Source organism: Halobacillus trueperi (genome assembly GCF_003386945.1).
GTDB classification, from domain to species: domain Bacteria; phylum Bacillota; class Bacilli; order Bacillales; family Halobacillaceae; genus Halobacillus; species Halobacillus aidingensis.
In genome coordinates this window covers 173,540-185,641 of the sequence record NZ_QUAE01000007.1, presented here as the reverse complement: position 1 = coordinate 185,641, position 12,102 = coordinate 173,540, and the positions used below count along the sequence as shown (strand labels likewise).

Here is a 12,102-nt window from a genome sequence, read left to right as displayed (position 1 = left end):
GGATACAAATGGCTGCTTGTTTGAAAGTTTAATCCATTACTTTCATTACGCTGGAAAGCTGCTTATTCTGGAAGTAGTTTCGAGATACTTATATGATCAAGGGGCGGAGGGGAATGGGGAGACTCCTGCGGGAAAAAAGTGCATGGTGAGACCCGCAGAGCGAAGCTCGAGGAGGCTCACCGCGCTCCCGCGGAAAGCGAGTCATTCCCCGCAGCCCCCATCCACTCAACAAAAGTCTCGAAACTGAGTCTTCCACAAACGGGAGCTTTTGTTTAATAGATAGAAATGGGGAGATTTCTATTAAAAACAGAGGACTTGTTCAAAGTTCCACGTTTATACTCCTTCATCTGACCATGCTTAATAGAGTAGATTGCATAGAATACAGTGAGGTTAATATAAAGGAGGAAAAAAGTGATGAAAAAAGATAATTGTCACGATAATTGTGTAAACCTTAATGCGTCTGCCTCAGTTGACCAATGCAGAAGCAGTGATCCTGTAGATACTCCAGTAAACCCTGCAGATGAACTTACAATCAAAGTTCCTGTAGAACTTGGAGCCTATGATGTTACGACTCACCTTGTAGCAAACATCAAGTTCCCGCACCCTGTACTGGAAATCAAGGACATTAAGAAAAGAGTGGTAATCACTCAATGTCGTTTGATGACACGTACTTCAACAGGAAGCGACGACTTATTCACAGGTGGAGAATTCCCATTGTTCATCAAAGGATATGTCCGAAAAAACATTCAATATGCAAGCCCGGTTTACGGTGCTTCAGGCGAATGTATCTCTTCTGATATGAAGTCATTGACGACAAAAATCCACTTTGACTGCATGACGACTGTAGACCTGGAAGGACTCGTCCAGCTTCCTGTAGCAAACACAAGAAGAGAATTTGACTTCTTCCGTGCTCAGGACTTGGGTGAAGGGTTCCCAGAAAAAGATCAACTTCTATCAAGCGACCTTTCTCAGTATCACCAGGAGAGCACCCAAGCGTACAACGAGCTCCCATACTGTGAGCTTGTCGCAAGTGACATCATCGAGTGGGATGAAGCAACAGACCGTCAATCATACAGTCCGGTTGACGAAGGCTACTTCCACCACATCGTTGAAAAAATGATGCTCAGATTCCGCGTCAAAGTTTTGCAAAAACAACAAGTCGAATTGAATGGCTAATCGTTAAAACAAAAACACGGTTCCTTATGGAAGGGATCGTGTTTTTCTTATTTTATTCCATAGGCGTCTGATGGTTCATCCTGTATGAGCTTGTTGGCTTGAACGTATCTCAAAATCGAGATAAGAGCCCAGACATTGTCAGTTCTTCTACATACCATGGGGATATCTTTCGTTTAGGAGGCCATCGAATGTCTGATAAACATAACGATTCCTATGAGTGTGAAAAAGGGTATTGCAAGCCGTGTAAGCCACACGTAAGTATTGGCAAGATCGTCACAAAGGTGCCAGTCGTTCTCGCCGAACTCAATGTCCAGCTGAACATAAATGAAACCATCACTTTCCCAGAACCTGTTCTTGAAATTAAAGATATTAAGAAAAGAGTCGCCTTAACTCAATGTCGATTGCTTCTCCCTACAAAAAAATTGTTCCTTAAAGGATTCGTCCGTAAAAATATCCAATATGCAAGCCCATCGAACGAAATTGAAATGAGCACAGATACGACGGTCGCTTCAGATCTCCATTCGTTCACGGTGGATATTCCATTTGATACGGTCATTGAAATCAAAGACTTCTTATCCATGCCGGTCATGCCGAAAAATAACAAGCGGGAAGAATTTGATTTTGCCGTATCCCAATCCTTGCCTTCCGGATTCCCTGAAAAGGATGAACTGTTGAGCAGTGATCTTTCTCAATACCACCAGGAGAGCAGCCAATATTACAATGAGCTACCTTATTGTGAATTGCTTTCCAGTAAAATCATCGAATGGGATGAGGCGATCGATCGCCAGCCACTTCCGGGGTCTTCCCCATTCAATGAGGGCTACTTCACGCAGGTGGAGGAAAAAATGGTGCTCGACATTTGTTTGAAAGTTCTCCAGGACCAGCAAATCCGCGTAGCTTCAGCTTCCAATGATGATTGCTGAGATACAAGTATAGGACAGAAAGGAGGGGAGAAAGGATGCTGAAGGGCAAGCACCTTTCTGAGTAATATGAAGAGAGATGAAATCAAGTTCAATCAAACACGCTGGACGAAAAAATCGCATGATCAACCACCAAAAACTAAGCAAGGGCGTAGAAAAGAAAATCCTTCCTATGATTTTCAATTCGAAGAAGATCTCTCAATTTCAGAAGATCACCATGACATCTATTCTCCTCACGACTCAGGTGGAGAAATGCCTCGACCCGTCATTTCCCCACCTTCAAAAATTTTGAATCATGATACAGAAGAACATGTGTTAGCAGAGAACCGGAAGCGAATGTCTTCGTTCCGGAAAGACTCGATGTCCATAAGCGAAGATCCGGGTAAAGATTACTTTGATGAATCATTGAATCGTCCACAGGTGGAATCAGGTAGGGGATGGAAGAAAAACAACCCGTTCTTACCAGAAATACTAGCATTATTAAAAGAGGATCCTAGTCCAGACTGGAGTTCAATGAATGACCCTCAAGAAATGGAAGACGAGGATTTTAAAGACTATTCGATTTTAACGGATATCGTTTCTTCCATGGGAGAGTCCTCGGACGATCGTCATGGGTTTAGAGACCACTACCAGGCTCAAAAAAATATCAGCGTGGACGATGAAAATTCCATCTTTCCTGAAAAAGAAAAGTCAGATGAAGTGGAAGTGGAAGAAAGCACTTCCGACAACCTTTTTCATGAGGTTTGCTCCATGCTGGATGAATCCAGTTCTTGGTCAGAAAAAGTCGAATGGTCATATGATGAAGAAGAATCATCAGAGACTGTCACAAATTCTTTCGATGAAGATCCCAACTGTACGATGGAGGATGAGGAGGACTCTTTTTGTGAGCTGGAACAGGAAGAAGTCGAAAGTTCCTCATCGTTGGAATCTTCCTGTGAAGAGGAAGAAGAATCTTCAAGCACGGCATGGAACATGACGGTGAAAGTCCCTGTCTTATTGTCTACTAAAAAGGTCGAAGTGAATCTGATGGAAACCTTGAACATCCCTGATGATCTGTGCGAAATCATTGATATCCAATTATCCATTCACTCTCAAAAGGAAACCGTTGTTCTGCCATCTTCCTATGTTTTTCTTAGTGGCGTACTCATGGTGGAGGTCATTTATGACAATGGAGAATCATTGCAGCAGCTCAAACAGACGGTGCCATGGGAAAAGACGGTTTGCGTGGAGTGGAAGAAAGAGCCGCAGATCCGATGTTCAGATCGGAAAGAATACACCTTCGACTGTGACGAAACAGGAAACGTGCACTATGAGTTTGTGGAGACATTCGTTGAGCCGGTAGAAGTAGAAACGCAAAGTGTGAGGTTCGTCAGTCATAGCGATGCTTCTGTCGCGGATGGTAAACTCTGTATTCAAGGGTCCGCTCAAATCGTCTATGACCTTTTACAAAAACAATATGTACGCATATAGTTCTGTTCACAAGAAAAAAGAGATGCCCCGCCAAGGAGCATCTCTTATTTATTATTGACCGATGATTTTTCGGAAGCGGCTGTAAACTGTTTCTTGTTGTTGAGTTGTTGCAGCCTGAGCATCTTCTTCTCCACCGTTATCGCCATTTGGTGGAACTGGTGGGAATTCGAGATCTTGTTGTTTCTGGGTCAACTTGATGACAAGGTTGATGTCCATTTTTTCCGTTACTTTGTTGAAACGGCCCCAGTTATCAAAATGATGCACGATGTCCCACTGGTTTACAGCAGAAGCAAGAAGCTTACATTTGATTGGCTGGTTGTAGATTTCGAACGTCAAAGAACCGAATTCGCAACGGTCAGCGCCCATGCCGTCTTTGGCAAGTTCACGGCGTTGGAGGACGTTGTCTTTCACGCTGTATGGGAAATCGAATGGATACTGGACGTCGTTTGCAAGTTCAACCTGATCGTAAGCTTTGAACGGGATATCGATGCTGTAATCTTTGACATATCCATACCCATCTTCCACATACTGGATGTTTTTGTGTACAACCCCTTCAACAAACAATTTCACGTACCCAGGGTTTCCGACAACAGGAATTGCTTTACACTGCGTCAAGGAAACGTTTTTCTCGATGTTTTTAATGGCTCTAGCATACGATGGTAGTTCGAAGTCCGCCTCCGTAAGAGACTGGATCAACACATCACCAAGAATGATTGTTTCTTCTGTATCATCAGTAGAAAACTCTTCTGATGCAGTGAAGAGACTCTTTGATTTGGCTACATCGCTGGATAGAGGTGGACATTTTTTACCGTGTCCATACCCATTTCTGCATCCTGTGTTTTTCCTCATATTGTTCACTCCTTCTATATTTTTGTCAAAAGTCTACCTTTCTTTCAGACAAGTTCCTTTTGACTCATTAATACTATATGTCTCTATGAAGGAAGGTGAATGGACGAGTGACGATAGGCGTTAAAAATAGGTGCTTTCCCTCGTAATCTATGAGAGGAACTCTTTGAAAAAGTTTTGGACTGGCCCGTAAGAGGAGTCTAATTCGGACAGCTTGGTCATATGGTGAAAAAGAAACGATGAGCTTTGTCTATGACAGGGGGGATGCTATGGAGTGGAGTTTGTGGGTGATGGTGATGTCCGCGTTTGCGACAAGTGTCGGGGCCCTTCCTGTATTATTCATACGTTCCATATCCCACCGGCGGATGGACAGCATCCTTGCTTATACAGCGGGGATTATGGTGGCCGCTTCAACGTATGGATTAATTCCTGCTTCGCTTAAGTTAACCAATTTGTATGTGCTGTGTTTTGGGGTTCTTTTGGGTGCCTTGTTATTGAACGTGTTGGAATACATTATTCCTCACATCGATCTCGATCATGAACGAAGTGATGTGAAACTTCCTCAGCAGGCGCTTATGTTTGTTGCGGCTATGACACTTCACAACATTCCTGAGGGGTTATCCGTTGGAGCAAGCTTGGCAAGTGAAGTTGAAAATCTTGGACTTGTTGTCGCCTTATCGATGGGATTGCAAAATGCTCCGGAAGGCTTCCTTGTGGCCTTGTTTTTGTTGAATCAGGGCGTCCGTAAATCTTTAGGGGTGGCAATGGCCTTTTTAACAGGAGTCATCGAATGTTTAGCAAGTGTTTTTGGGTTTTTCATGGTTCATACCGCTTTGTCTCTCGTTCCTTATGGTCTGGCCTTTGCTGCGGGAGCGATGTTATTTATCGTATATAAAGAACTGATTCCGGAAACGCATGGCCATGGATATGAAAGGCTCGCTACTTTTTCCTTCCTGCTGGGGCTTCTCAGTATGATCGGGGTTGTGGAGTGGTTCAGGTAGCTACTCGTCTTCTTTTCGATTACACTGATAGAAAAGGTAAAAAGGAGTGGAAGGGATGTACGAAGGTATTCACCACGTGTCCTTATTAGTATCAGATATCGAAAGAGCGAAGCATTTTTATAGTGAGGTATTAGGGTTCGAAGAGAGCCCGGACCGTCCTAATTTTGGATTTCCCGGTGCATGGTATCAGGTGGGGGAAACGCAGATCCATTTGATTGTACATAAAGAAGGACGAACTTTCCGTGGCACGACAGAAATTGATTCCCGGGACGGACATTTTGCAGTAAGAGTGAAGGATATCGAGGCGTTCATCCATTGTTTGGAAGAGCATGAAGTTGAAATGCTGAACAAGCCTGAGAATAAAACAGAGTGGCATCAAGTGTACATCAGTGATCCAGATGGAAATATCATTGAGTTTAACAAATAGTGGGGTGCTTCACATCAGAGGTACACGAAGGATAGAAGGGAAGAGGTGAAGGCGTATGAAGAAAGCCGCTCTTACGGTTTTATTAAGTGCATCCCTTCTTGGAGGATGTGGACTGATTGATGGAGTGAACAATACTCTGGCGTACGTCAATGAAGCAACAGAATATGCCAATGAAGCCAATACATTTTCAGAGGAAGCTCCGCCTCTAGCCGAACGAGCCATCACAGATCCACAAGCGGCGCAGGAACTGGAAACAAAGCTTGAAGGTATGAAGGAAGATATTGAAGAATTCAACGAGCTTGATGCCCCTGAAGTCGCTTCTGACTTGCATCAACAAGTGGTCGATCAGAATAACCGGGCCCTTGAGGGGATTGAGGTGTACCTCTCCAATATGGAAAATGGCCAGCTCGATCCGTCGGTGCTTGAAAATACGGAAGTCTTTCGAACACTCAACGAGCTCACAAGTCTCCTCGAACAAATTCAGCAATTCGGCGAATGATCAAACTCACTTTCTGCCAAATAGGAATTTAAACAAAAAAGGCTACAGCCTAATTTTACCAGGGCTGTAGTCTTTTTTCTGTATAAGCTTCCGATTGTGGAAGGCTCAGTTCGGGATAACCGGCGTTCGTTTGCCATTTTGGGAATCAGGGGTGGTTGGGAAGCAGCTCGCTTTCCTGCGGGGTCTCTCTAGCCAATCCATTCCCGCGGGAGTCTCCCAGCTTCCCAACCACCTCATTCATTATAGGGGGTGGAAACGAACCCCTTTATCGAGAAGGATTGTCTTCCATTATCCCTCTTAAATAAGCAAAAAGGCTCTATATAAAACTTTATCACTCGAAATGCCTTCTATGAAAAGTTTTATATCTTTCCACTTCCTTAAGCACAAAAGCTGATTATTCCAGAAGTGGTTTCGAGACTCTCATTTGGAAAAGGGGCGGAGGGAAAGCGACCCTTTTCCCGCAGCCCCTAGAATCTCACTAACATCTCGAAATCAAGTCTTACACAACCCTGCCATTAACTTGAATACGATTGTCTTGGAAGGGTGTGTCTTTTTCCCGTTTAAAATCTTTTATTACGGTTATATATTTTTAAAAAATAGTTTCGTAGGGATTTGGAGGAAAGGTTATGGGACAAGCAGAGAAACGACTGGGGTTGATTACAGCACCGGGCTATCCGAAAGAATTGGGAGAGGCTTTGGAGCAGGAGCTCCCGGAGCTCCTCAGCTATTATGTAGAAGACAATTATAACTGGGAAGTGGAATATACCGTCGATGCGCTTACAGGAGTGACGGAAGATTCTGAAGATGTTCTGGAGGCGACGATGGATAGGAGTCAAAAGAAAAACTGGGATTTTGCTGTATGCCTGACAGACTTGCCTTTATTCAAAGGGGAATTTCCAATTGTAGCGGAAGCTTATGAAGAAGGACATGTAGCTTTGATCAGTCTTCCTGGTCTTGGGTCGACTCCAATGATTAAGAGAGTGAGAGAGTCTATTTTACAACTCGTGAATGAGATCTATTATGGAAGTTCTGAAGAAGATCGTGAGCACGCAGAACAGAGGATTCAATCGAAAGATGATGATCAACATGAAGAATTGAGAAATAAAAGCTCAACAAGACTGATAGGAAAGAGAGGATTTGAATGGCTTTCACCGATTCAGAGAGAAACTCCTCATGAAGAGGACGCCAACATTGATGTCCGATTCACTGTGAAGTCTCGCATCAGTGGAGCTTTGCGCCTTTTGACCGGAATGGTTCGTGCTAATCGTCCGTGGGCAATGTTTCCGGCCTTCCTGAAAGTCATCGTTTTCGCTTTTACCACAGGTGCTTATGCCCTCGTATTTCCGACATTATGGAATCTTAGCAACAATTACGGCATATGGCGCATGTTCATGCTTTCGGTTGTATCCATAGTAGCAATGGTCGGATGGATCATCCTTGCTCACAAGCTATGGGAAAAACCGAACGACAAAAGAGCATCGTATTTACGGAAGCTGTATAACGCGGCTACAGTATTGACGCTTTTTGTATCTGTCAGTTTATATTATCTGCTTCTGTTCTTTATCTTCTCTCTTGCGGTGATTGCCTTCATTCCAATGGGGATGTTGAAGTCACAATTAACAGGCGATGTAGGGTACATCAATTATTTTTATATCGCCTGGACCGCAACGAGTGTGTCCACAATTATCGGAGCCCTCGGTTCTGCACTTGAAAAAGAAGAGGTGGTTCTTTCTTCCACTTATGGATACCGGCAGCGCCAGCGTTATGAGCAGATCAAGAAGGCGGAAGAAGAGAAACAAGAAGATGGTGAAACGGTGGAAGACACTCAAGAATTGAAGAGAGTGAAGTAAAGTATTCTGCCAGTCAAAAAAATATATGAAAATTGTTTCTTTTAGGTTATGGATAAGGCTCCAGCGGGTAGAAGGGGAGGAGAATCTTACAGAACTTAGGAGGATTGGATGAGAAAGAAGAAATTGATCGATTATAAAATTTTTGTTCCTTCATTAATCATAATGATTGGCATCAGCATTCCATTTGCTCTGTTTGAGGCAGAGTCACTGGAACTGCTGAATGCCATTTTTGATTCCATCGTGAATAATTTCAGTTGGGGCTATCTTTGGTATGGTGTGATTTTAGTGGGAGCCGGGTTGTATTTATCTTTTTCTAAATATGGACAGGTGGTCCTTGGTGATCCCAAGGAAAAACCTCGCTTTACCCTGTTTGAATATGCGTCCATTTTAATTGCGATGGGCGTCGGTTCGACTATCATGCGGACAGGGATGCTGCAATGGACTTCTGTCGCTAACGATCCACCGGCAGGGGTGGAAGCAGGTTCTGCGGAGGCATTGCTGTGGGGGAATGCCTACAGTATGTTTTTATGGGGGTTCCAAGTATTCGCCATTTTCGTCATGATTGCACCTGCCATGGGGTATATTCTCCATGTCCGTAAGCGTCCATTGATGAGAATATCGGAAGCCTGCCGGGTGCTTTTTGGTGATAAGTTTACAGATGGCATCGGAGGCCGATTCCTGGATGTTCTGTTTCTGATCAGTATTCTTGCAGGAGCATCAGTAACGTTAGGTCTTGGAGCACCGATCATTACGCAAAATTTATCCCACTTGTTCGGGATTGAAGTGAATTTCACACTGACGATTACGGTTACGATCATATGGGTGCTTTTATTCTCGTTAAGTGCCTATCTTGGCATCGAGCGGGGAATCAAAAGGTTGAGTACGTGGAACATGTATATCGCAGGAATCTTTGCTGTGTTTATTTTAATTGGAGGACCTGGCGTGTTCATCCTCAATTATTTCTCAGACAGCGTATCGTTCTTATTGTCCAATTATTTGAATATGTCACTGAATACAGACTCCGTTCACCAGGGAGAAGCTTCACACATTCAGAGTAATACTGTATTCTGGTACGCATACAGTGCGACATGGGCGATGCTGCACAGTGTGTTTGCTGCAAAAATTTCCAGAGGACGCACGATCAAGGAAATGATTTTGACTTACTTGCTTGCGCCTACGTTGATTTCCTGGGTAGCAACAGGAGTGCTTGGTGGACTTGGTGTCTATCGCTATCTCTCTGGCGATCTTTCCGTTTTAAATCTAGTTAAAGAAAATGATCGAATGGCTGCGATACCGGATATTCTTTCTACTCTTCCATTCGGTGAAGTGGCCATCATCATCTTTATGGTCGTCGCGCTCATTTTCCTTACGACAACACTGGATTCTACCACTTATACCGTAGCCGCCTACACAAGTACAAGAGACATGAGTAAATTTGAACCACCGAAACTATTAAGGATTATCATTGCTGGTATTATCACTGGATTTGCTCTTGTTCTGATGAGGATTGGTGGATTGGCACCACTGGAGGTCATTTCAGGATTGATGGGTCTCCCTGTCATCATCATTCAATTCATCCTCATTTACGCTGCGAAGCGGATGATCGATGAAGATCGTGCGTGGAGCAATAATATTAGATGAATCGTAAACCCTCTTCATATTTTCATGAAGAGGGTTTTTGTATGGGATGTGGCTTTCTGTTCATTTAGTCATGAATGTACTATGATGAAAATAAGGTATTTTTGTCTATATATGTAAAGGGGAGAGGTAAATATGAAGTGGTGGCGACTCATGTTTGTTGGGATCGGGTTGATTTTACTAGTGGCCTGCTCGGATCAACCGAAGCCGGAAGATGCTTTTCAATCCTATATGGATCATTGGGAAAGCGGTGAGTATGGACAAATGTATGAGATTCTCAGTGAGAACTCAAAGCAACTTATAAGCAAAGAGGAATTTGTTGATCGATATACAACGATTTATGAGGGAATTGACATGGCGAACTTATCATTTACATACGAACTTCCAGAAGAAGAGCAAGAGTATGAAACAGAAGATACACCTTCCTTTGAATTTGAAGGTACGCTGGACTCGTTGGGAGGGCCGATTGAGTTTTCGAACGCGGCAACGCTCGTCTATGAAGAAGGGGAGGAGAGTGACCGATGGGCTGTGCAGTGGAACTCTTCGATGATTTTTCCTGAGATGGAAGAAGGAGATGAGGTAAGAGCATGGACCTTAGATCCTGAACGTGGTGAAATTTTTGATGCAAATGGAAGCCCGCTGGCTGTCAATGGAGGCGTCCTTAATGTTGGTCTTGTACCGGGGTGGATGGAAGAGCACACGGAGGAGGAAACAGAAACGCTGAAAAAAGCGGTCGCTGAAATTTTGGATACGACCGTAGAGGAAATTGATCAGCAGTTGAACCAATCCTGGGTCACTGCGGATACGTTTGTACCTGTGGGAGCTGTAGCTGAAAATGATCAAGAGACGATTGAGGCTCTTAAGGATGAAGAGCTTCCCAGGGGAGTGAAGTTCCAGCCCGATCAAGAAGCAAGGAGCTATCCTTTAGGAGAAGCAGCTGCTCATTTGATTGGATATGTCGGACCGATTCAAGCGGAGGAACTTGAAGAGTTGAAAGATGAAGGATATACAGCGGAAGATCAACTTGGAAAGACAGGACTTGAGAGTGTTCTCGAAGATCAATTGAGAGGCGAGGAAGGTGGAAAGGTCGTTATTCAAACGGACGCAGGAGAAACGAAAGAAGTCTTGGCTGAAACAGCGGCGAAGGACGGAAAAGATTTCAACCTGACGATATCATCGGAAGTGCAGAGATCCCTTCATGAACAATTGTCAGGTGAATCAGGGGCCGCTTCAGCTGTAAACCCCACGACAGGGGATGTCCTTGCTCTTGTTAGTGCCCCTGCTTATGATCCAAATGCGGTTGTCCTCGGTCGCGACGAAAAGTCGACCTTGAACAAATTCAACCGCACCTATTCACCAGGATCGACCTTCAAGCCAATTACAGCTGCCATCGGTCTTGAACAAGGGGTCATCACACCAGAAGAAGAACTATCCATTACGGGAACGACATATGAGCAGAACGGATACACAGTAACAAGAGTTCCAGGGGCGGCTGAAGATGAACAAGTGAATTTAAGAGACGCGCTCGTGCGTTCAGACAATATTTATTTTGCCCGCAAAATCCTCGAAATCGGTGGGGAAACCTTCCTTCAAGAGGCCCGCGAGTTCGGTTTTGGGGAAGGTCTTCCTTTGACTTTCCCAATCGAAAATTCCCAGTTGTTGAATGGAGATACATTCGAACGGGACGCGTTACTTGGTGACACTGGTTTTGGCCAGGGAGAAATTCAAATGAGCAGTCTTCACTTAGCCCTCACTTATACGCCTTTTGTGACCGGTGGAGATTTAATGAAACCGAGGTTGGTTTCTTCTGAAGATGAGGGTCAAGTATGGCATGAGAACGTGATGAGTGAAGATACGGCTTCGATCATACGAGAAGATTTGAATGCTGTTGTCGAGGATCCAGCAGGGACCGCTCATGAGCCTGTTATGGAAGGCTTGAGTCTCGCTGGTAAAACGGGAACGGCGGAATTAAAACAATCCCAGAATGAGGATGGACAGGAGAATGGATGGTTTATTGCGTGGGATACAGAAAGTCAGGATCTTATGGTTTCGATGATGATCGAAGATGCTGAAGGTGGAAGTCACTATGTTGTGCCGAAAGTGAAAAACGTTTTTCAAGCTCTTCGGTAACTGTAAGGTCAAAATTTAGTCATGAAGTTCTGCTTCTTTAGGAGGCAGAACTCTTTTTTGTATAGAAAGATTCAAGTTTATAAATGATGTATGCTTTCTTGTTATTGAGAAGTCATAAAAAAGGAACCGGATACGAAAGTTATGT

Annotated in this window: 10 protein-coding genes; 9 read left to right on the top strand and 1 reads right to left on the bottom strand. The window is 44.0% G+C overall.

From position 1 onward, the window contains the following. Positions 1-414 precede the first annotated feature (414 nt). From DYE48_RS11205 to DYE48_RS11195, 3 genes are all read left to right on the top strand, one after another. Positions 415-1,176, top strand: coding sequence for a CsxC family protein (locus DYE48_RS11205; protein ID WP_115823709.1), 762 nt, complete (start codon positions 415-417; stop codon positions 1,174-1,176). Positions 1,177-1,364: 188 nt separating this feature from the next. Next, the gene (locus tag DYE48_RS11200; protein ID WP_115823708.1) at positions 1,365-2,099 is read left to right on the top strand and encodes a CsxC family protein; all 735 of its coding nucleotides are present in this window, start codon (positions 1,365-1,367) and stop codon (positions 2,097-2,099) included. Positions 2,100-2,165: 66 nt separating this feature from the next. Then, positions 2,166-3,566 (top strand): hypothetical protein, encoded by a 1,401-nt coding sequence (locus DYE48_RS11195; protein WP_115823707.1) that lies wholly within the window; start codon positions 2,166-2,168, stop codon positions 3,564-3,566. Between the two features lie 51 nt (positions 3,567-3,617). Here DYE48_RS11195 and DYE48_RS11190 read toward each other — a convergent pair whose 3' ends face one another. Then, complete coding sequence (locus DYE48_RS11190) at positions 3,618-4,415, bottom strand: CsxC family protein (protein WP_208639651.1); 798 nt, start codon at positions 4,413-4,415, stop codon at positions 3,618-3,620. Positions 4,416-4,681: 266 nt separating this feature from the next. Here DYE48_RS11190 and DYE48_RS11185 point away from each other — a divergent pair, with 266 nt between their 5' ends. The 6 genes from DYE48_RS11185 to DYE48_RS11160 all read left to right on the top strand — a co-directional run bounded on the left by DYE48_RS11185 (position 4,682) and on the right by DYE48_RS11160 (position 11,957). Beyond that, the gene (locus DYE48_RS11185; protein WP_115823706.1) at positions 4,682-5,413 is read left to right on the top strand and encodes a ZIP family metal transporter; all 732 of its coding nucleotides are present in this window, start codon (positions 4,682-4,684) and stop codon (positions 5,411-5,413) included. Between the two features lie 55 nt (positions 5,414-5,468). Then, positions 5,469-5,840 carry a VOC family protein gene (locus DYE48_RS11180; protein WP_115823705.1) on the top strand — a complete coding sequence of 124 codons (372 nt, stop codon included), beginning with the start codon at positions 5,469-5,471 and terminating at the stop codon, positions 5,838-5,840. A gap of 55 nt (positions 5,841-5,895) precedes the next feature. Continuing rightward, positions 5,896-6,339 carry a DUF6376 family protein gene (locus DYE48_RS11175; RefSeq protein ID WP_115823704.1) on the top strand — a complete coding sequence of 148 codons (444 nt, stop codon included), beginning with the start codon at positions 5,896-5,898 and terminating at the stop codon, positions 6,337-6,339. Positions 6,340-6,965: 626 nt separating this feature from the next. Next, a complete protein-coding gene (locus tag DYE48_RS11170) occupies positions 6,966-8,189 on the top strand; it encodes an MFS transporter (protein WP_115823703.1) in 1,224 nt (407 codons plus the stop codon). 108 nt (positions 8,190-8,297) lie between these two features. Next, positions 8,298-9,830, top strand: a complete 1,533-nt coding sequence (locus DYE48_RS11165) for a BCCT family transporter (RefSeq protein ID WP_115823702.1) — start codon at positions 8,298-8,300, stop codon at positions 9,828-9,830. Between the two features lie 132 nt (positions 9,831-9,962). Beyond that, the gene (locus DYE48_RS11160) at positions 9,963-11,957 is read left to right on the top strand and encodes a penicillin-binding transpeptidase domain-containing protein (RefSeq protein WP_115823701.1); all 1,995 of its coding nucleotides are present in this window, start codon (positions 9,963-9,965) and stop codon (positions 11,955-11,957) included. Positions 11,958-12,102: the final 145 nt, after the last annotated feature.